Genomic DNA, 20,130 nt, shown 5'->3' on the forward strand with positions numbered 1-20,130 from the left:
GTATACACTGTGTCAAGGTGAACGGCCAAAGGATTGACGAATGCTGACGAACGAAGTCGATTGATGGCTGGGGTGTGCTTGGTTGGTTACCTAATATAGGTATCCCCCCAGCTGCTGGGGAGTATTCCCCTGGCTGCTAAGAAGACCGCACCACTCTCTTCCGGCGCGCCGGAACCTTGACGCCCTCCTTCTGAAGCTTGCTCCAGTTGCCGGGATTGGTCAGGTCCGGGATACGCTGCTCCAGAATAGCCTGATATTGAAGGGCCTTCTCTTCCAGATGGGCAACACGCTGCTTGGCCTCTTCCAGCTGAAGGAGCGCCGCTTCCCTGTATTCCATCATCATAGCAAAGCGCTGTTCAATCGTCGAATCCCCTTCGAGGCAGAGATCGACGTAGGTTTTGATGCTTTCAATGGGGAGGCCGGTCTGCTTGAGGCACCTAATCCCGTACAGCCAGTTGATCGATTCATCGTCGAACAGCCGGATGTTGTTCTTATCACGCTGAATGCTCGGCACCAGCCCTTTATCCGTATAATAACGCACAGCATGTTCAGTTAGTCCCGTCATGGAAGCCGCTTCTTTGACTGTATACATGTTAATCCTCCTTAAAAAAAGATAATTAAGCTCCGATATCTTCACGGAAACAACTGACTATCTGGAAAATCCACAATGTCCAGCAAATCCGGTATTTTTCAGTATACTCATCATACTTTAGGAACCGGCCCCATATGAATTAGAAGACAGAGCAGCGGGTACGAATCCAGATTTGAAGTATGGAAGGAGAATCAGCCTTGGCCTTATACATTCCGCTTGAATTCTCTGAGCGATTTGCGCATTTCGGAAGCAACACCTTTGTTCAGCAGGGAGGCATATTTGAGTCTCCAGAGCTAATTTCTATAGGAAACAACGTCTCTATTCAAGCTCCATATGCTATCCAGCCGAAAGATGTGAATCACGGAATTTCTGGCGATAGTCCAGTTATCTCTATAGGAGACGGTTGTCAAATCAACAGAAGTGTCCAGATCACAGCTCACCCCAGGATTATCTTAGAGCCAAATGTTCTGATCCATTCCAACGTTCTAATGGAAGGGGATATTACCATTGGAGAAGGCTCCTGGATCGGAGCAAACTGCCGCCTATCCGGGAATATACGTATTGGAGCTGGGAGCGTAGTTAAGGCAAACAGCATGGTTTTGGACAATGTTCCCGACTATTGCGTGGTTTCAGGTAATCCCGCATCAATTGTGCAGATTTATGAGACTTCCTCCGGGAGCTGGGTGGATGTGTCTGCTCATGATCAGGCCCAGGCTATTCTTACTGCCCGAAGCCGCCTTCCCCTGTTATCAATCTGTATCCCAACTTACAACCGCGCGCCTTATCTTGACGCTTGCCTCCAGTCGATTTATGCTCAGATCGGAAATAATGAGCTGATCGAAGTGGTAGTATCCGATAACGCCTCCACAGATGCCACGCCAGCGATCATAGACAAGTATATGGCCCTGTACTCCAATATGAAGTCAGTACGCAATGACACGAACATTGGCGGAGATCCTAATATTCTTCATGTATTACAGCTGGGGAGAGGGAAATTTGTAAAAATGCAAGGCGATGATGATTATTTTCTGCCCGGCAAGCTTATGCCCCTGCTTCATGTACTGCACAGCCATCCGGAATGTGGAGTCTTCCATATTAGTCTAATTAACGGAAATAGGCCTCCCCGCCTGGAATCCGGCATGAGTAATTTCCTGGCCGCAACCACCCTTTATGCGGCTTTTATCAGTTCTGTTGTTCTAAGACGTGAGGATTTGGAGAAGATCGAGAACCCGGCGCTATTCATGACCTCTAAATTCAATCAGTTATATCTTCAATATTCTATATTAAAGGATAACCCGAACTTCTGCATCATGTACGATAGTATCTTCGGTTATGGTGGTGCTTACAATCCTAAATACAGTTTTGCTGAAGTTTTTTTTAACGGGTATCCGTCTATCCTTAGCCATTTCTTGGGCACTGGTTTGACTGCTGAAGAAATTTCCAGAGAGAAAAAACAAACATTTTATCACTATACCATTCCATGGTTTCGGAATAATAAGGCAACTGTGACTACTGATGAGTTTGAAGAGATCTACAAAAAATACTATCAAGATGAACCCTATTATGAGGATGGCCTTGCCATCATGAAAGCAATACGCCAATCCTAATTTAGGAAGGAAGTTAATGGGTTATGTCGCACTCTTTAGAGCCTAAACCAGTTTCTAGTTTCTTTTACTGTGGCAAAAGCACAGATATCTCTCCCATCGGACAATTTCATCATCCCGAGTTCGTTCTCATTGGCGACAGGGTAACAATCAAAGATGATTACTGCATACAGTCCACATTACAAGATTCTTTGCCTGTACCCAAAATTATTATAGGAGATGATTGCAGATGTGAGCAAGGACTCACTCTTCAAGCCCTAAACCGTATTGAAATCAAGCCTCGTGTCACTATTGGCAGTAATGTTAGTATATCAGACGCAAGGCATGAGTATCGTCAGGTAGGATTGCCGGTCTTAGCACAAGGATGGATGGACAGCACTGGAGAAGTTATCATCGGAGAAGGCACACAAATAGGTGATGGAACTGTTATTGCAGGTAATATCCGAATAGGCAAGCACTGTGTAATCCAGCCTGGAAGTGTTGTTGAGCAAGATCTTCCGGATTACTGTGTGGCAGGCGGATCTCCGGCACAAATTCTGCAGCAGGAGACGGCTAAGCTCCAACCGCGAACTGCGGGCTTGAGTTCCGGCACACCGGAATCTACTCCGCTTCTCTCCATTTGCATTCCGACTTATAACCGCGCAATCTACCTTGATCTCTGTCTTTCTTGCATATTCAGTCAATTACAGAACGATAGCCGGGTAGAAGTAATTGTCTGTGACAATGCCTCCACCGACGCTACTCCACAAGTGATTGCACGTTATGCCAGCCGTTATCCTAGCCTCAAATCCTTCAGAAACAGCACGAACATAGGGGGCGACCGCAATATATATCTTGTAGCCCAACTGGCAAGGGGCAAGTTTATAAAATGGCAGGGTGATGATGATTATTTTGTGGAGGATTCAATCCCTTCTCTACTTGATGTCATCCATGATCATATGCAGTGCGGAATTATATATTTGAATGTGCATAACCATGATGGCCAGGTTTATACTGCAGAAGGTGCACCCGCCTATCTTCGAACCTCAGGTATTATGTGTACCTTTATTTCCGGCATCATTCTACGAAGGGAAGATTTTGAACAAATTGAAAAGCCCTTCCGTTATATCGATTTATCGCTAAATCAAGCTTATATGCAGTACGAAATATTAACCAGAAACCCTAGCTTTTGCGTGGTGAACCGGAGAATGTTTAATTTTTCCGGAAATCCTCCTTCAGGATACAATCTCGGGGAAGTCGTCTTCCGTAGTTATCAGACTATTTTGCATCATTTCATTGGTAAAGGATTAAGCGAGGTAGATGTGCAGCAAGAGAAACTAGCTGCTCTCTACAATTACATTCTCCCTTGGTACACAGGAATCATGCGTGATCACGCCCCTGTTTTTACCGATGACTTTGAGGACCTCTTTAGAGAATTTTATGGAGAAGAGTCCTATTTCGAAGATGTCCTGCTGCGAATTGCAAGTATAAAAGCTCTGGCACAAAGCTAAGGAGGGATTTAGTATGCATAAACCGGACACACTTCAGGCAAACCATCAGCCAGATTCACAGGAATCTCAGATGTCCAATTTAATGAATTATGCCAACTTTCTATATAACCAGAAAAATTATGAGAACGCCGCTGTGTTCTATGAAAAGTTTCTTTTGGAAGCAAAGACGTTGAATGAAGAAACCTATGAGGCCTATGGGAGACTCTCGGATTGTTACATTGCTGCTGGGGATATAAATAAAGCCTTGTTAGCAGCATTCCAATCCTTTGCTTATGGAATTCCCCATCCCGTGATCTGTTACAAAATCGGCACTGCATTCATGCAGAAAAGCCAATTGAATATGGCTATTTTCTGGTTTGATATGGCTACCCAAGAAACCATTGCACATGAACACATAAACTATGATGCCTCTTTTGCCAACTGGCTCCCCCATTTACAATTATGTGTCTGTTATGAATCGTCAGGCGAACACGAGAAAGCCTTTCACCATCATAAAATAGCCCAAAAATATAATCCCGATCATCCAAGTATAGTATACAATCAAAAGTATTTTGAATCTTTGTTCCGCAGAATCGAAGCTCCCTCTTCGAAGGCTCACCCCGAGGCTGAAGTATTGGGGGGACACGACACAAATTCCATAGATATCAACTCCGAAATACTGAATACTGAACAAAACGATGTAATTTTCACAGGAGAACGGGTTGTCATTAACGATGCCGTCAAAAAGAATCACGGAGATGTGCTGGAAGAACATTTGAACAGATACAAATTAGCCCAAAAGTTCGTCAAGGATAAAAGGGTGCTGGATGCTGCCTGTGGGGCAGGGTATGGGAGTAAAATGCTGCAGGTGGCCGGTGCAAGTCATGTCCTTGGCGTAGATATCGATGAAGCCAGCTTATCTAATGCGCGCAAAACATATGGTCATGATCAGATTGATTATGCTTACGGAAATGTCAACAAGCTTGAACTTGAAGACAATAGCTTTGATGTCGTTGTTTCCTTTGAGACCATTGAGCACATCGATGATGGCAGTGTATGGATTAAAGAATCCGCCAGACTTCTCAAGGATGACGGAATCTTTATTGTCTCTACACCTAACCGCAGCATAGCGAACCCTGCTGGCTACTTCGTGGAACAGCCAAGAAATCATTATCACAAATATGAATATACGATTACTGAGCTTGTGGGGGAGTTACTGAAAGAATATGATATCCTGGAGTTGTACGGTCAAACCTTCGTCTCCGATTATTCAGCCTTCCAAGCCCAAGTTGTCAGAAATGCGAGAGCAATGCCTCCTACAACCACGCCTTATGACAATCCCGTCATTAACGGATACGAGCTAATGGATCTCGGAAGAGTTAAGGATATGAATCCTTTGTATGTGGTGGTCGTGTGCAGAAAAAAACGCCCCGTTTCCTTAGAATAGACAGATTAAAGATGGGCACAAATACAGGACCGGCCACTGGGGCTGGTCCTGTATTTGTTTTTGTATTTATTTGATGATGTTACTGCTCCCTGAAAAATATAATAACCCCTGCTTGACTTCGTGTTACACGAAGGCGTTAGGCTCATCATATCACTAAATCATCCTTAGGAGGACAAGACCATGCAGACTGTAACCTTGAATAATGGAGTAAAAATGCCGATCCTCGGCTTTGGTGTCTATCAGATTCCAGATGCTGAAGAATGTGAGAATGCGGTGTATGAAGCACTGAGCGCAGGCTATCGCCTGATCGATACCGCCTCCGGTTACTTGAATGAAGAGGCGGTAGGCCGCGCCATCAAGCGCAGCGGCATACCGCGCGAAGAGCTGTTCATCACCACCAAGCTCTGGATTCAGGATGCCGGATACGAGAGCGCCAAGCTCTCCTTCGCCAAGTCCCTGAAGAAGCTGGGGCTGGACTACTTAGATCTGTACCTCATTCACCAGCCGTTCGGCGACTACTATGGAGCCTGGCGTGCAATGGAAGAGCTGTACCACGAAGGCAAAATCAGAGCGATCGGGGTCAGCAACTTCCTCCCGGACCGCCTGATGGACCTCATCGTCCATAACAAGGTCGTTCCTGCTGTCAATCAGGTGGAGACACATCCGTTCTTTCAGCAGACGGATAACGCTGCTTTTATGAAGGAACAAGGTGTACAGATTGAATCATGGGGACCGTTTGCCGAAGGGCGCTACAACCTGTTCAGCAATGAAGTGTTAACAGGGATTGCCGCTAAGCATAACAAATCCGTCGCCCAGGTTGTGCTGCGCTGGCTGATCCAGCGTGATATCGTGGCGATTCCGAAGTCCGTGCGCAAAGAGCGGATTGTGGAGAACTTTGATATTTTCAACTTTGAGCTGAGTGCAGACGATATGACTCAGATTGCCCTACTCGATACGGGCGAGAGCCTGTTCTTCTCCCACCGGGACCCGGAAATCGCCAAACGGCTGGGGAATTGGCGGGTTGAGCTGTAAGCCGGAGGCGAACTTGCAAGTGAATGTCGAAGAAAGGCCCATGCACAGTTGCATGGGCCTCTTTGTCTGCTAAGGATTCCGCACCCACCTCACCGCATCGGCCGCGACATATCCGGTCGTTCCATTATTACGGATGGTCACACTCCCGGAGGTGCCTGCCGTGAAGGAATAGGTGCCAATCAGATTCCAGGCTCCCCCGTTCGCAGTCTGGTCTATATTCAGCGTTGCCGTCCCTCCGGAATGAACGACTTCCAGCGGAATTGCAGTCGACCGGTTGAAATGCTGCGGCCACATCATATAGACGCTATAGGTAGCCGTAGCGGGCAGGTCGGGGGTAAAGGTTATACTTTTGCTGCCTTTGCCGCTGTTGTCATCATGCAGATAGTTGACACCGTACCGGTCAGTCTGCACCGCAGCGGTCTTCCAGCTTCCTGTCTTCAGCACTCCGGTGGTGTCATTATTGTCCACAATCACCTCTTCACCAGGCAGGGTCGGCGGCGTGCCGCTGCCCAGGTCAAAGGAAACCTTGAACGTCTTGCCCTTGGCCGCGCTGACATTCACCGTTAATCGGATGGTCGGGCTGAGCTGCGTTACAGTAACCCCGGAATCTGCTGTGTACCCGCTTGCTGAACGGTCCAGCTCCACCTCAATCACGCCCGTGCCCGCTTGGGTCGGATCACTGACAGACAGCTCCAAGGTATCTCCGGCTTCCCGGGTCATAACCGCCGCTTTCTTGTTAACGGTAATCAGATCGGCAGAGCTTGCCCCATCCTCCCAGAAATTCGCTCCGATGATGCCGAGCTTCGTTTCTTTTACCGCCTGGACACTGGATGAATTCGCAAGCACTTCAATGTCTGGAGCAACAGCATAAGCGGCTACTTGAGCGGCTGTCTTGCCCGGCAGCAGGACATATTGATATTCGCCGTTACTCGGATTGACACCATGATCCAGCCATAAGGTCATATAATTGCGGGTGATCGGCGTGGAAGGTGTGACCGGACGGGGGTTGATCTGCTTCCAGTTGCCTGTTCTGGCTTCTCTCTTAGCAGCAAGCGATACCGTCTGCGGAAAATAATATCCGGTATCCGCACCCGCCGTGCTGCCGGACAGATGTGCCCACTCCACCTGCTTCAGGGTCGATGCCCCGCCCAAAGTGGCAGGCTGCACTTCACCGTTCACAGTAAGCGTATTGCTGCCCGCCGTGTTCAGCTTCCGGTTCTCTACAATCGTCTCCACAGCAATATTATCCGTGCTGCTGATGCCTGCACCAAGAGCCACGATTTCATCGTCGAACATGAACCATGATTTTCTCGCGCTCAGGTCATGATCCCCGTACTTCAGCTCCATGCCAGAGACGCCGTACAGATTCTGCATATCGGTGCCGCCGGTCCACTGCCTCGTACTGGTGTGGCTGCCGGAAGAGGTCTGCGACAGCACCGTTGTTCCCGGCAGGCGGTAATTATCCACAGTGGGCCAGTAGCCATCGCTGTATTGTCCGAGATCACTGTTATATAAGCTGGTCATACCGGCTGAGGTATACCAGGCTTTGGCGTTCTCACTGTTGATCGCTTCATAGCTGCTGATCCGGCTGGAATACATCGCAAGGCCGAAGCTGTAGCCCGGCCGGTGCTGGACGGCCCGGTCCATCGCTGCGAACTGCTTGTAGACAAGAAGCTCTGCCGAAGGCACTACCGCCGGGTCACTATTAATACTTTTAGCCAGAGCAATAGCTGGAACGGGTGCATCTTCATAAAAAGACTTGAAGGTGTCTGAAAGCATCCAGCCTTTCAGCATCTGCTTAAAATCGCCTGCTTGCGCGGGTGGCGCAATTCGGGATAAGTTCAAAATGCCCTGCATCACCCGATGACCTGCATCGTGATCCTGGCTGTAGTTTCTAGAGATCTCCCTGCCGCGGACCATGTCCATGATAGCGCCCTTGTACATCACCGGCTGGTAAGCGTTATACACCCACTCCCATACATTGGACTGCTTGGGATCACTCACCTGCCAGGAAGAGCCGTGAAGCATCCCCATCAGATCACTGACGGCCAACAGCAAGTCAATGCCATAACCTCCGGTGTAGGGAATGTTGTTATGCTGAATGAATGAACCGTCCCGGTAGAAGCCGTCTCCGCTGAGCGTATAATTGAAGACGGAGGACAGTCCGTCGCGGGCGGCGGCGACCTTGGTGCCATCTTTGACCAGGATGCCCCGCTCGCCTACCACCATCGCCTTCCAGGTGCGGTTAGCTCCTGTCAGGGTAACAGCGGGCGAGAAGCGTTCCACGGCTGTCATATAATTCGTAACCTCTGCCGGGGTTAAGGAGTCATACAGCAGCACCGTTATATCGTTAAGCTGCAAGGGAATGCCGATTTGCCAATCCCACCAGTTGCTCGTTCCGCTGGCTGTCGGCGTTACCGCCTCGTGATATCGGGTGGTGTACATATAATCGAGTGCAGCCGCGATATCGCTCCCGAGCTGACTATTCTCATGCAGCGCCGTGCCGGTAGTGGCATACGCGAGCGCCATCGTCTTCAGCCGTTCATAGGTCACCCGGATATGAATCGAGTTCCCGATGCCCGGGTTATCGCTCCACAGATAGGTGCGGGCGGGCGAGGTATTCATTGTCTGCCAATAGCCGCTGGCTTCATTCCCTAGCTTGGTAAGGGCTGCGGCAATATCGGCGTCCGCCGTATTCAGGGAGGGCCCTCCTGTAAGCATTACCTTCCGGTTCTCCCGCATCCCGTCGAATTCATCCGCAGCACGGGCACGTTCGGCTACTCCTCCCAAGCCGCTGACCAGCAGCAGTAGCACTAACGCCATCAAACCGCTTTTCATGAGTAACCTTCTCATTAACGTTCCTCTCATTAGCAACCTTCTCATCCATAATCCCCCTTGTCGCCGTATTCAACCTTTGCACAAAACAGATAGTCTGGCTTTCCAGCACACGCAAGCTTGCTGTTGCTGCGCTCATCTTGCGGCTCCCCTTCATACAAGCTTGCTTCTCTGCACCAATGTTCCAGCATTCCCCACTCATAAATCCGTTCGTTGTAAAGCGCTTTCATTTAATATTATAGATAGAGCCCGGTAGTGAAAGAAACTACATGCATTCGAGAAAAGGTATGATATTTCGAGCGTTCCGGCAAAGATGCTCCTCATTCACGCCTGCCGCCCACTTTCGGTCTACTCAAAGGGATTTATCCCTCTGAATCTCCCAAAAAAGCCGCAAAACCTTGCGGCCTGCGGCGTACAGCTTGCGACATACCGCCTACAGCTTGCGGCGTGCGGCCAGCAGCTTGCGGTTACGGGTTACGGTTTATAGCCTACAGTTTACTGCCTACTCCTTGCGCTTTGCAGCCCGCGGGTTACAGCCTGCGGCTTACCAGCTTAGTACATTTCATAACTAAGCTGGTCGGCCAGCTCACCTTCATGGTCAAATGCTGCATAGATGCAGAGCTGACCGGCCGGTGTATCCCCGGCATCGTAGCCGATACGGAAGGAGTGGTCTTCGGCAAACGTCAAGTCGGCCAGCACCAGCTCATTCACATCTTCATCAGGATGAGCGTCCGCAATTAGCTGCAATACCCGGTCAAGCAGCCCCTCCAGCTCGGCCCACACCTTTTGAATCTGTGAAGTCAAGCCTCTCATTGCGACCTTGGTGGGAACTTCCGCTGTAACGGCAAGCTCACTCCCCCTGATTTGAAGCTGCGCCTTATAACAGGTAAAGGTAGTATCATATTGAAAAATCCCTACTCCCTCTACCCTATGATCCGGCTGCGTAATGAGGTTATTGGCAACATCCAGTTGTACAAGCTGCGAATGAAGATTCGTATCCAGTACCGTAAGTTTGTTCTCAGAGCAATACAGTTCGGTCAACTGCAGATTGTGACTGAGGTCCAGACTCGTGAGATGATTATTGAAGCATCGCAGACTCGTAAGTGAAGGATTGCCACTGGTGTCCAGACGGGTTAAATGATTATGGTTACAGCGAATTTCCGTCAGCTCTGTACAGCTTGCCATATCCAGCTCAATGATATAGTTGCTGCCGCAATCGACCCGCTCCAGCGCCGTATTGTCACTAAGCTTCAATTCATGCAGCGAGTTATAACTGCAATTCAGTACCTTGAGCCGGGGATTGCTGCTTAACTCCAAGTTGGACAACATATTCTCATGACACTCCACCGTCTCCAGCGCAGGATTCTGGCTAAGGTCCAGAGTACGGATATGATTCCTGCTACAGTCCAGTTCCTTCAAAAGCCGATTAGGCTGAGTATTCAGCTCAATCAGCCGGTTGCTCCGGCAGTTCACAGTAACGAGTTCCGCATTCTGGCTAAGGTCAAGCACGGTTAACTCATTATACGAACAATCCAGCTCCTGAAGCGCCGTAAATTGTTCGATTCCCTGTAGACTTGAGAGCTTGCAGCCCTCAAGCTTCAGCGTAGTCACCGTGTCAAGATCGCTCCTGAAGACGGATTCACGGCCACCGCAGAAGTGATCCCTTACGAACTGCAGGAAACGTTCATCTGCGAAATCATCGGTAATTGAAATCTGCATGGTACTCCCCCTCTAAAATCATTGGGATTATTCTACCATACTCCGCAGAGTCATTCACTTGAAGCGCATATTCATAGATTCGCCTCAGGTCCCCAGTTCCACCTGGAACGAGGCGCCCCCGGCACCGTCAGGGTCGAACACCAGTCTAACCTTTCTGGGGTTTCCAGGGGCCCCGGTGTCTCCAGAATCACTAGGTTCACCTGAATCACCTGCGTCACTTGGGTCACCCGGGCCACTAAGTTCACCAGATCCCCCCAGGTCAACCGTGATCCGCTCAGACTTGTGGATCACCCTAGTAACAGGCCGATCGAGTTCAAGCTCCACTTTGATTGGACGGCGCTGCAGTTGTGTCGGATCAGCTATAGCTAGACTCCAGCCTGCCGGATTCCTACGCAGCACAATAGAGGCTTGACCGCTGCAAGTAATCCCCCCGCTTCTATACCAGCCTGGCTGCCAGAAATGCACAGCTAGCAGCCCCGATTCCGAATCCTCCACCGCGTGCACCCGGTGATTCAATTCCACAATCCGTATACTTGAAGCCCCGGCGAACCCGGCCGTTGCTTCTTCACTCCAGCCGGGCAGCAGCACATAGGCATAGGTATCCCCCTGCGGCGCTGCTCCATGATCGAACCAGAGTGTCTGATAGAATCGCTCGATTACCGCAGAGGAACCGGCGTCGTTGATTGCCCTCCAGCTCCCTTGCCGGGCCTCGCGCAAGGCATGGACGCAGCAGCGTTCAGGCAAATAAATCCCCACATCCGCGCCCCCGGTACTTCCCGCCATATGAATCCACTTAGGCTGAAGGGTATCTGTGAGTCCCAGCGTCCGGCAAATCTCTGTTCCGTCTGCTGTAATCGTATGGTCTCCTGCCGGGTTCCATTGCCGGTTTTCTATAATCGTTTCCACTCTGGCGGAAGTACAGCTCTTAATATCCGAACCTAAGGCAACAATACGGTTACCGAACAAAAACCAGCTTTTGAGCGCGGTCAGTCCATCGGCTTCGTTAACAACATCCTGAAGCTCCATCGCAATGGCGCCGTATTGGTTATGAAGCACAGCCCCGCCAACATAAGCCCTGTTGCTTAATTGGCCCTGCCCGGCTCCATCCTCTTGCAATGTCTTCGTTACCGTGGTTCCAGGCAGGCGGTATGGATCAACGGTCGGCCAGTAGGCATCCGCATATTGCCCCAAGTCACTATTGTACAGGTGGCTCATGCCATACGCTGTATACCAGCCCTTCAGATGCTCTCTGTTGATAGATTCATAGGTGAAGGTCCGGCTGGAGAACATACTGATCGAGTAGGCAAAACCCGGACCTTGCAGCACCACCCTGTCCATATGGGCAAACAGCTTGCAGCAACTCGCTTCCGGAGCGGGCTGCACAAGTTCATCGTCCAGCAGCGCTCCAGTCTCAGCTGCGGTATCCGGCGGCGCTTCGGCGATGTACGATTTATACGTATCTGCCAACACCCACCCCTTCACCCTGGAGAGCAGCCGTGCCTGATCCGCCTCACCCAGTATGCGCGAGAAACGCAGGCAGGCCGTGATCACGGAATGTCCACTCTCATGATTCTGCGAATCCTCCCGTGAGACTTCTCTGCCGCTCACCATATCCAGCATAGATCCCCTGAACATAAGAGGCACGAATGAATCCTTAATCCACCCGGCCGTCAAACCCCGAGCTTCATCAGGCAATTCCCAGGGGGTACCGTGAAGCCATACCATCAGGCGGACCACATCATGCAGCAGTGAAACCCCATATCCCCCGGTGTAGGCATACTTGTCATGCTGAATAAAGGAGCCGTCTTCATAGAAGCCGTCCCCTTCACTGGCATTCCTGAACAGCGGAAGCAGCGCATTCCGGGCTGCAAGGAGCTTCTGCCAGTCGCCCCGGATAACGGCCGTCAGGGCAGCCGCCGTAGATTTCCAGACCAGATTCGCTCCCGTTGAAGGCGGAGCCTGAGCCACGAACCACTGCGCATGAAACGCCGGATCGCCCACATATTTGTCTACGGGAAGAAGCAGAGACTCTATGAACTCCTTATCCAGCAGTTCCTCCATGAGCAGAAGGGTCTCCACCAGCGCGATTGGCACGCCAATCTCCCAATACCACCAGTTGCCATAGGGCTGACAGGTTTCGTTGTATCTATGCTCAGACAGCCATTCTAATCCATAAATGATCCTTAGCCTTAATGAATAGTCCATATAATAGGTACATTTGGGAGACTTCAGCGCGATGGCCATCTCCTTCAAACGGAGAATGATCTGAAATACATCCGCCGCATTCTCCTGAAACGGGATATCCGCCCAAAGCAGCTCCTGATGATAAAGCATCTTATCCCGGGCATCGCGGACCCGTTTCAGCGATTCCGGACGAAGCGTATCTCCCACGAGATATTGCAGCCATTTGTTTTTTAAACTCTGCATGGACATTCTCTCCTTGAGCCTACTGCCCTACCTTGACAGTTGTTTGCCTTGCTCCCGCTCCGCGAGCGGAGAAGGTGGAATAAGGCTTCCCCACTCCCCGGGTTTAGCGCCCAGCTCCAGAACAAGCGTGCCTCCTCCGGCGATTTCTTCATGGCGGACCCATGCACGGTCCAGCTCCTGACCGTTGAGCGAAGCGGACAAAATATAACTTTTGCCGGACCCGCTGCCTGCTCCTTGTGTCTCAATCGTCAGAGGAACCGGATTCGCCTGTGCGCCCAGCAGCAGCGTCACCTTATTGAAAACCGGAGGAACGAGGAAATAGAGGTCCTGACCCATCAACGGATACAAGCCCATCGCTGAACAGATGTAAAAGGCACTCTGGCAGCCCATATCCTCGTTATCCCCCAACCCGTCACGCTCAGCCCGGAAGTATTGCTCCAGGCATTCCCGTACCCGGTCAGCCGCCCGGTCCGGCCTGCCCGCATAGATATATAGATAAGGAATATGCAGCATCGTTTCCTTGGAGTTATAGAAGCCCCCGTCAAAAAAATAATCTAAATGACGGACAAAGGCCTCCGCTCCCCCATGCCGTTCAACAAGTCCATGAAAATCATGCTGGGTGCTGAACGACCATTGCAGACTGGTGCCCTCGTAGAAATACGGATCATTCCATGAATCCGGCAGACAGGATTCCGGGTCAAATGACGTTACCCATTCCCCGCCGGACAGCCGGGGCGCAAAACACTTCAGATCCTCGCGCCACAGATTCCATAGCTTCTCCGAGCTTGTATAATAGTCCTCTGCCGTCTCCTCCTGCCCAAGCTCCTCGGCCAGACGGCCGATGCACCAGTCCTGATAAGCATATTCCATATGGCGTGACACACAGTTCTTCTTCACATCCGTGGACAAGTAGCCTAAGGAATGGTAATCCTGCAGATGACGGCCATAGAGCCAGGTATCCGGGGACTGCACCTCATTATTCTTACGCATCTGCTTGAGGGCCTTCGCGTAGTCGATGCCCTCAAGCTTCTTCAGCGCCGCTTCACAGAACAGAATATCGGCAGAGCTTCCGCCTTGAATCATGGCGCTATGCCCCATGATCCAGGCGTCCGGCAGCCAGCCGGTATGGTCCGCGATGTCCAGCAGACAATTCAGGATATCCGCTTCAAGCTGCGGGTCGAGCAGTGTAATCAACGAATTGGCATTCCGCACACTGTCCCAGAGCGCGTACAGGTCGGTATAATGCCGGACCCCTGATTCCCAGGCGAAGTTCTCATCATCTACTCCGAGGTCACTCGGCATACAGAACAGACGGGTCATCAGGGTATAGAACAGCCGGGTATGCTCCACGCTGCCCCCTTTCACTGTGACCCGGCTGAGCTTATCCTCCCAGATGTCGCTGGCCGCCTGGCGGATGTCATCGAATCCGGCGGACGCTTCCCGGTCTACACTGGCCCTGGCCTTGCCGACACTAACATATGAGATGCCAGTCTTCGCCACCAGGACTCTGCAATCGCCGAAGCTAAGGGAAGCCTTGCAGTTCGCGCCATCTACAGACGGCCCTTGGCGTACTCCGCCTGCATCCATCAGCATATGGCTCTGTATTGGCTGATCGAAGCGGATATAGAAGTACACGGAATAAGGGAATTCGTGTCCCCAGCCCCCGCGCAGGTCGCAGCGGCCTGCCAGCTCATATTCGGACAGAACTTCAATATATCCCCCGGTCGATACTCCGGTGGTCTTCCCCGGTTCATCCCCGCCCACCTGAATGACCGCTCCGGCATCAATCAGCAGACCCGCCAATTCATTCCCCGGATAGGTGTAACGGTGGACTCCGGTCCGCATCGTGCTGGTCAATTCAGCCTGGATGGCGGCAGGCAGCAGCTTCACGCTGTAATATCCGGCTTCGGCATGTTCATCCCCCTTCTCATAAGGGTCCAACTGAAACCTCGGCATTCCGGTATAGGGGGTGAAGCCGACATTGCCATAACGCCCGCCGCCCCCGGTTCCGCTGACATGCGTATGACTGAACCGGATAATCGGCCGCGAGCTGTCGTAACCGTGGGATAGCTGCGGCGGCAGGGTATCCGGTCCAAGCCTTACGATACTGTTCGGCAGATAAGGCCCGCACAGGCAGTTATTCTCCCCGTCCACGCCGATGAACGGATCGACATGGTCCACTCTTCTTTTACTCAAATCAGGTCCTCCTTCCTTGCCATGAATCTGTTCCCTCTACCAAAAGATTTCATTCTCGCCCTTGAGCTTCAGCAAGGCTTCCAGGAAGAAATAGTCGCCGTAAATGATCGGCACCTCGACTTCGGCACCAGCCGGGAAGCTGCCGGTTCCCTTGGTAATGAGCGCCTCTTCCGCCGGATCTTCCGGCGCGTAGTGGCGGAACAGCGATTCTGTAATGGCACTTCCGAGCTTCCGGTACCGGTCGGCTTCTTCGCCCTCCAGCAGGTAAGCTATCTCCAGCATTCCGCTGGCCGCGCAGGCAGCAGCCGTTGAATCTTTGGCCCATAGCTGATCGGTAGGCGCGCGGAAATCCCAGGGAGGCACCAGATCCTCCGGCAGCGCAGCAACGAAGTAATCCGCTGCCGCTCTAGCGGCATTCATGAACCGGATATCACCTGTATACCGGTACCCGATCGCGAATCCGTAGATCGCCCAGGCTGATCCGCGCGACCAGGCGGAATCCGGACTATACCCTTGTCCGCCCAGCGCCTCAATCCGCTCTCCCGTCTCGGGATCGAAGCGGACGATATGATGCACCGAGCCGTCCTCCCGGATGAATTCCCGCAGCGCCATCTCCGAATGGGCGACAGCGATGTGACGATACCGCGGGTCCTGTAGTTCCCCGCTGGCCCAGTACAGCAGTCCAAGGTTCATCATGCAGTCGATGATCGCCAGACCTTCACTGCCTTCATGCAGCCAGGCACGGATGAAATTCCCCTTGAGATTGAACCGGCTGGCCAGATGACTGGCAGCGATCAGCCCTCTTCTCCGGGACAGCATGTTACCGGTGAGCTTATAATCGGCAACCGCTGACAGACTCCAGAGGAAGCCGTTATCGTGATGGAGCTGTTCATATTCCTGAAGCGGCGTGTCCAGTTGCTCCTCGCAGCTCTCGGCAATGCGCCGGTATTCCTCATCGCCTGTGTTCCGGTAAGCCAGCCACAGAATGCCTGGCCAGAATCCGTTGGTCCAGCAATCGGGGTCACGCGCATCATATTGTCCTCCGTAGGTGGCATTCGGGAAGGTGGCTCCGATCCGGCTCCGTGTACGGCTTAATTTGTGCTGGGCATAGTCCCAGGCTTCGTTGATCCAAGTCTCCATAATCTCCAGGTCTTCCTTTCTCGTCTACAAATTAGAGGGCAGGACGCCCGGAAATAACGGACCTCCTGCCATCTTTTCCACTTGTCAGTTATTGCGCGGCTTTCCAGGCATCAATCTGGGTCTGCAGTTCAGTCTTGACCTTCTCAATGCCAGCTTTCTTCAATTTTTCATTGCGTTCCGCAAGCATTTTGGCAGGGTCAGGAATAGCACCCGTGCTTGCGGCCCGGTATTCACCGATGACCGAGGTAAGCTGGGTAATCTCGTTCTTCACCGGCGATTCGTCGAAGACGAAGCCCAACAATGGCGAACGTTTAGCCTCATCATTGAATTGCTTCCAGCTTGTATACAGATCATCCGGCTGGCCCGGCTTCAGATAATTGATCAGCTGATTGCCGACCACCCAGAACAGGGCAGAGCTGCCATACCCGGAATCGGCAATCGGCTCGATCCGGTTCTCGCTGATCTTCTTGTAATGGGTGCCTTCGATGCCGTTAACGAACAGGTTCACAGCATACGGATCAGTATGCAGCGCATTCAAGACCATCATAGCCCGCTCGGGGTCCTTGGAGGTGCGGGAGATGGAGAACATGGATCCGGCCGCAAGATCCGTAGTGACGATAGGCTCCTCAATTACCTTGGATACGAAATCATATTTATTGTCCGAGGCGATTTTCAACTCAATATCCGCGCCCGGCTTCCAGACCGCCTGCTGCATCCAGATCTTGCCCTGCTTGCGCAAGTCGCCGATCTCCGTCGTTGTAGTCGCCGCATCGCTGTTGATGTAGCCCTTCTCGTAATAACTGCGGTTCAGCTCATACTCCGCTTGGGCAATGGATGAAATCTCCGGATCAACGACTGACTTAATCTGGATGTTATCTGTATTTGTGTAGTCATAGAGGAATAAAGGAATCTTGTTCGGCGTCGGCCCGATGGCGCGGAAGTTCGAACGGGTCTCATACATCATCCCTTCGCCCGACTCCTTAATGAAGTCCAGGATCAGCCCCGGCTCCTTCTCCTTCAGCAGCTTGAACCAGGGTTCAAAGTCTGACATTGTCTTAATATCCTCAATCGGAATATTATATTTGTCGATGATATCCTTGCGGTACGTGTAGGCCTTGCCTTGGGTAATCTCTTTGTTGGTTGGAATGCCGTACAGCTTGCCTTTGTAGCGCGGAGCCTCCAGATAGATCGGATTCAGGTTCTCCGTAATCCCCTGCCCGTATTTGGCCAGCAGGTCATCGAGATCCAGGAACGCACCCTTGGCCACGTTGCCGAAGAAATTAAGCCAGGACGCGGTGAATACCAGGTCCATCGGTTCTCCGGCATTGAGCATCAGCTCGGTCTTCTGCTTGTATTCGCTGGAGGCAATCGGCTGCAGATCCACGGTGGCATTGAATTTCTCTTTGAAATATTCACTCAGCTTAGCTTCGACCAGTGCGTCATCCCGCTGCGGCGCACCGAAGTAGATGATCGAGACCTCGTAAGGCTTCAGTGCTTCCGCACCACCCGCAGGCTCCGCACTGCTCGTGCTGTTCGTAGCGGCCGCGCCGCTTGAAGCTGAAGGTTCGGCAGAACCCCCGTTGTTACCGCCTGAGCACGCTTGCAAGGATAACGCCAGAACCAGAAGAATCGCCGTGAATAGCGGTCTGCGCCCTTTTAACTTTGTCATATTAACCCTCCCCTAGATGATTATGCTTCTATATAGAACGGCAGGCAGCCTGTGCTGATGCCGGTTCCACCACGCTTTAGCCTTTTACTGCCCCGACCGTCAGGCCTTTGACAAAATACTTCTGAAAGAACGGATACGCAATCAGAATGGGTCCCATCCCGATCACCGCCATCGCCATCTGCAGGGATTCGTTCGGAAGATTCTTCATCATATTGGGATTCTGGGCAGCCAGCTCCACATTATTGCGCAGGTACTGCACATCGTTGAGGACACGCATCATCAGATACTGCAGCGGATACTTATCCTCGCTGGTTATATACAGCAGTGCATTGAACCAGTCGTTCCAATAGCCGATGGTGCTGAACAAGGCCATGGTCGCCAGGACCGGCAACGAGAGCGGCAGCACGATCCGCAGGAAGATTCTCAGCTCCCCCGCACCGTCAATTCTGGCCGATTCGATCACCGCCGGATGAATGGTCGTCTGGAAGAAGGTCCGCATAATAATGACGTTGAACGGCACAATCAGCATGGGCAGAATCAGCGCCATATACGAATCCTTGATATGCAGCGCTTGTGTATAGATCAGATATCTGCTGACCATTCCTCCATTGAACAGCATCGTGAAGAACAGGAAGAAGGTAAACACATTACGGAACGGATAATCCGCACGCGAGATGGGATAAGCATACATTGCCATGAGCAGCACGCTAAGCGCTGTACCTGTAATAGTGATGGTGAAACTCACGCGATATCCCGACACAATCGTCATCCAGTCCTTGAAGATCGACTCATAGGCAATGAAAGACCACTTATTCGGAATGAAGCTGTACCCCTGAGTCAGAATGGACTGCCCGTCTGTGAAGGAGACAATGATCACAAGCAGAACAGGCAAAAAGCAAAGGAGTGAGAGGATCACAAAGGCCAGATTTAAAAGTACATTTGACAATGCGGAGTTTCCGCCGATCGGGCTGCTGGTGTCATTCGCCATGATGATTCTCCTTTGATTAGAATAGTGCCTGTTCCCGGTCAATCCGTCTGACCATACTGTTGGTGGCAATGACCATAATGAAGCCCACCACCGATTGGACCAGCGCCGTTGCCGAGGACATCCCGATATCATTCAATTGCATCAGGGCGCGGTAGACATACGTATCCACGGTATCCGTTACAGGATACAAAGCCCCTGAATTCATGGGCACCTGGAAGAACAGTCCGAAGTCGGAGCTGAAGATGCTGCCCATGGACAGAATCGTCATAATAATGATGACCGGCCGGATAAAAGGGAGCGTGATATGCGTAATCTGCTTCCACTTGGAAGCCCCGTCAATCAGCGCCGCCTCGTAATATTCCGGATCGATTCCGGCAATCGCCGCGATATAGATCACTGCGCCGAAGCCCGCATGCTTCCAGGCGTTGACAAACACCAGAATGTAAGGCCAATATTCCTTCTCCGAGTACCAGAAGACAGGGTCTTGCCCGAAGGCCTTAAGCACTGTGGCATTGATGAAGCCGTGATCCGGCTGCAGGAAAGCGTATACGAGATAACTCACCACCACCATGGACAGGAAGTGCGGCAGGATGATGAAGCTCTGATACACCTTCGCCAGCAGCCGCCGCCGGATCTCATTGATGGCTACCGCAATCGATACCGACAGCACCAGGTTCATAATCATGAAGGTCAAGCTGTACAGAAGTGTGTTTCTTACAATTCTCCACATATCCCCCGAGGAGAACAGGAACTGGAAATTATCGAAGCCTACCCAGGGACTGCCCCAAATCCCGTCCAGATAATTCACATTCTTGAAGGCAATAAAGATGCCGAACATCGGCAGATAGCTGTGCGCCAGCAGGACAAGCACCGCTGGCAGCAGCATCAGCGTCAGCGCCTTGTACTTCCACATGGCATGGATAAAGCTTGAGAATCCGGTGGTTCTACTCATGTCCATTACTCCTTTCATGGACTCATTATAGAACCATCCTGCCACCGCTTCGATGATGGA

General features: G+C 51.6%; 14 protein-coding genes. 4 read left to right on the forward strand and 10 right to left on the reverse strand.

Going from position 1 to position 20,130, the window contains the following annotated elements; translation table 11 throughout:
- Positions 1 to 136: 136 nt before the first annotated feature.
- Complete coding sequence (locus tag NYE26_RS21415) at positions 137 to 592, reverse strand: MerR family transcriptional regulator (RefSeq protein WP_051477919.1); 456 nt, start codon at positions 590 to 592, stop codon at positions 137 to 139.
- Between the two features lie 197 nt (positions 593 to 789).
- On the opposite strand from NYE26_RS21415, the gene NYE26_RS21420 reads away from it, so the two are divergent.
- The 4 genes from NYE26_RS21420 (at position 790) to NYE26_RS21435 (ending at position 6,144) form a co-directional block, all read left to right on the forward strand.
- The gene (locus tag NYE26_RS21420; protein ID WP_339249975.1) at positions 790 to 2,199 is read left to right on the forward strand and encodes a glycosyltransferase; all 1,410 of its coding nucleotides are present in this window, start codon (positions 790 to 792) and stop codon (positions 2,197 to 2,199) included.
- 23 nt (positions 2,200 to 2,222) lie between these two features.
- Complete coding sequence (locus NYE26_RS21425) at positions 2,223 to 3,686, forward strand: glycosyltransferase (protein ID WP_339249977.1); 1,464 nt, start codon at positions 2,223 to 2,225, stop codon at positions 3,684 to 3,686.
- A 13-nt stretch (positions 3,687 to 3,699) separates the two neighbouring features.
- Positions 3,700 to 5,112, forward strand: a complete 1,413-nt coding sequence (locus NYE26_RS21430) for a class I SAM-dependent methyltransferase (protein WP_339249979.1) — start codon at positions 3,700 to 3,702, stop codon at positions 5,110 to 5,112.
- Between the two features lie 180 nt (positions 5,113 to 5,292).
- Positions 5,293 to 6,144 carry an aldo/keto reductase gene (locus tag NYE26_RS21435; RefSeq protein WP_339249981.1) on the forward strand — a complete coding sequence of 284 codons (852 nt, stop codon included), beginning with the start codon at positions 5,293 to 5,295 and terminating at the stop codon, positions 6,142 to 6,144.
- 69 nt (positions 6,145 to 6,213) lie between these two features.
- Here NYE26_RS21435 and NYE26_RS21440 read toward each other — a convergent pair whose 3' ends face one another.
- The 9 genes from NYE26_RS21440 to NYE26_RS21480 all read right to left on the reverse strand — a co-directional run bounded on the left by NYE26_RS21440 (position 6,214) and on the right by NYE26_RS21480 (position 20,070).
- On the reverse strand, positions 6,214 to 8,982 hold the full coding sequence (locus tag NYE26_RS21440; RefSeq protein WP_339249982.1) for a polysaccharide lyase family 8 super-sandwich domain-containing protein: 2,769 nt from the start codon (positions 8,980 to 8,982) through the stop codon (positions 6,214 to 6,216).
- A 41-nt stretch (positions 8,983 to 9,023) separates the two neighbouring features.
- Positions 9,024 to 9,209: a hypothetical protein gene (locus NYE26_RS21445; RefSeq protein WP_339249984.1), complete on the reverse strand. Its 186-nt coding sequence runs from the start codon at positions 9,207 to 9,209 to the stop codon at positions 9,024 to 9,026.
- A gap of 322 nt (positions 9,210 to 9,531) precedes the next feature.
- The gene (locus NYE26_RS21450) at positions 9,532 to 10,698 is read right to left on the reverse strand and encodes a leucine-rich repeat domain-containing protein (protein WP_339249986.1); all 1,167 of its coding nucleotides are present in this window, start codon (positions 10,696 to 10,698) and stop codon (positions 9,532 to 9,534) included.
- Between the two features lie 84 nt (positions 10,699 to 10,782).
- Positions 10,783 to 13,125, reverse strand: a complete 2,343-nt coding sequence (locus NYE26_RS21455; protein WP_339249988.1) for a polysaccharide lyase 8 family protein — start codon at positions 13,123 to 13,125, stop codon at positions 10,783 to 10,785.
- Between the two features lie 27 nt (positions 13,126 to 13,152).
- On the reverse strand, positions 13,153 to 15,321 hold the full coding sequence (locus tag NYE26_RS21460) for a GH92 family glycosyl hydrolase (RefSeq protein ID WP_036724033.1): 2,169 nt from the start codon (positions 15,319 to 15,321) through the stop codon (positions 13,153 to 13,155).
- A gap of 36 nt (positions 15,322 to 15,357) precedes the next feature.
- On the reverse strand, positions 15,358 to 16,461 hold the full coding sequence (locus NYE26_RS21465; RefSeq protein WP_036724035.1) for a glycoside hydrolase family 88 protein: 1,104 nt from the start codon (positions 16,459 to 16,461) through the stop codon (positions 15,358 to 15,360).
- Between the two features lie 88 nt (positions 16,462 to 16,549).
- Positions 16,550 to 18,130 carry an ABC transporter substrate-binding protein gene (locus tag NYE26_RS21470; protein ID WP_036724036.1) on the reverse strand — a complete coding sequence of 527 codons (1,581 nt, stop codon included), beginning with the start codon at positions 18,128 to 18,130 and terminating at the stop codon, positions 16,550 to 16,552.
- Positions 18,131 to 18,206: 76 nt separating this feature from the next.
- On the reverse strand, positions 18,207 to 19,118 hold the full coding sequence (locus NYE26_RS21475) for a carbohydrate ABC transporter permease (protein ID WP_036724037.1): 912 nt from the start codon (positions 19,116 to 19,118) through the stop codon (positions 18,207 to 18,209).
- A gap of 16 nt (positions 19,119 to 19,134) precedes the next feature.
- Positions 19,135 to 20,070 (reverse strand): ABC transporter permease subunit, encoded by a 936-nt coding sequence (locus tag NYE26_RS21480; RefSeq protein WP_200869525.1) that lies wholly within the window; start codon positions 20,068 to 20,070, stop codon positions 19,135 to 19,137.
- Between the last annotated feature and the right edge of the window lie 60 nt (positions 20,071 to 20,130).

This window comes from Paenibacillus sp. FSL P2-0136 (genome assembly GCF_037975325.1).
Taxonomy (GTDB): domain Bacteria; phylum Bacillota; class Bacilli; order Paenibacillales; family Paenibacillaceae; genus Paenibacillus_AQ; species Paenibacillus_AQ silagei.

Coding starts and splice junctions, on each gene's coding strand:
- NYE26_RS21415 (WP_051477919.1), bottom strand. CDS start 592: ATGTATACAGTCAAAGAAGCGGCTTCCATGACGGGACTAACTGAACAT.
- NYE26_RS21425 (WP_339249977.1), top strand. CDS start 2,223: ATGTCGCACTCTTTAGAGCCTAAACCAGTTTCTAGTTTCTTTTACTGT.
- NYE26_RS21430 (WP_339249979.1), top strand. CDS start 3,700: ATGCATAAACCGGACACACTTCAGGCAAACCATCAGCCAGATTCACAG.
- NYE26_RS21435 (WP_339249981.1), top strand. CDS start 5,293: ATGCAGACTGTAACCTTGAATAATGGAGTAAAAATGCCGATCCTCGGC.
- NYE26_RS21440 (WP_339249982.1), bottom strand. CDS start 8,982: ATGAAAAGCGGTTTGATGGCGTTAGTGCTACTGCTGCTGGTCAGCGGC.
- NYE26_RS21445 (WP_339249984.1), bottom strand. CDS start 9,209: ATGAAAGCGCTTTACAACGAACGGATTTATGAGTGGGGAATGCTGGAA.
- NYE26_RS21450 (WP_339249986.1), bottom strand. CDS start 10,698: ATGCAGATTTCAATTACCGATGATTTCGCAGATGAACGTTTCCTGCAG.
- NYE26_RS21455 (WP_339249988.1), bottom strand. CDS start 13,125: ATGCAGAGTTTAAAAAACAAATGGCTGCAATATCTCGTGGGAGATACG.
- NYE26_RS21465 (WP_036724035.1), bottom strand. CDS start 16,461: ATGGAGACTTGGATCAACGAAGCCTGGGACTATGCCCAGCACAAATTA.
- NYE26_RS21470 (WP_036724036.1), bottom strand. CDS start 18,130: ATGACAAAGTTAAAAGGGCGCAGACCGCTATTCACGGCGATTCTTCTG.
- NYE26_RS21475 (WP_036724037.1), bottom strand. CDS start 19,118: ATGGCGAATGACACCAGCAGCCCGATCGGCGGAAACTCCGCATTGTCA.
- NYE26_RS21480 (WP_200869525.1), bottom strand. CDS start 20,070: ATGAGTAGAACCACCGGATTCTCAAGCTTTATCCATGCCATGTGGAAG.